Source organism: Kitasatospora sp. MY 5-36 (assembly GCF_001182915.1).
GTDB lineage: Bacteria > Actinomycetota > Actinomycetes > Streptomycetales > Streptomycetaceae > Kitasatospora.
Window position 1 is genome coordinate 1 of record NZ_LFVW01001319.1, and the last position, 909, is coordinate 909.

The following is a 909-nucleotide window of genomic DNA, read 5'->3' on the forward strand; positions in this document are numbered from 1 at the left end:
CGACGAACGGACCGGGGTACCGGCCGACGGCGGCACCGGAACGGCCACCGCCCGGATACCCGAGCAGACCGGCCCCGGACCCGGCCGGTTCCGGGCCCGCCCGCTGCCCGCCACCGACCGGGTCCGGCAGCCCGTCGCCCTGATCCGGCTGATCGGCGGCCTGTTCGCCATCGCCCTCACCCTGCTGCTCGCCGACTACGCCCGCGCCACGACGGGCGGCATCGCCGCCGACGTCGCCGAGGCGGCCGCGCTGGTGCCGCGCCCGCTGGCGAGCCTGGCCGGCGGGCTCACCACCGCCGCCGTCCTGCTGCTCCCGGTGGGCCTCGCCGTCCGCCGGCTGCTGGGCCCCGACCGGCGGCGCGCCGTCCAGCAGGTCTCCGACGGACTGCTCGCCGCCGTCCTCGCGTACGGCGCCACCCTCGGCCTGGACCTGTGGGCCGACGACCTCGCCCCGCTCTCGCTGCTCACCGCGCTCACCCACGCGCTGCCCGACGGCGGACTCGGGCACACCGAGCCCGTCTACGGCTACCTCGCGCCGGTCCTCGCCTTCATGACCGCCTCCGGCAGCCGGGAACGCCGCCTGCCCTGGACCGTCCTCGCCCTCTCCGGCCTCGCCGGACTGACCGGCGGGTACGCCACCCCCACCGCGCTCCTGCTCGGGCTGCTGATCGGCTGGACCGGCGCCCACGGCACCCTGTACGCGGTCGGCACCCCCGACCCCTGCCCCCGGCCCGGCGAGGTCCTGCGCGCCCTGCGCGACAGCGGCCTGCGCCCGGTCGAGGCCCGGCCGGCCGGCCCCGACCGCTACCTGGTCCGACAGGCCGACGACCGCCCCGACCTCGACGTCCAGCTCCTCGACCGGCAGGCCGTCACCGCCGCCGCCGTCCAGCGCGCCTGGCGCCGGCTGCG

At 79.1% G+C, this 909-nt stretch carries 1 pseudogene; it reads left to right on the forward strand.

Annotation, left to right across the window (positions count from 1 at the left end):
- Positions 1-909: pseudogene (locus AE652_RS42210) on the forward strand (TIGR00374 family protein); the annotation flags it as partial.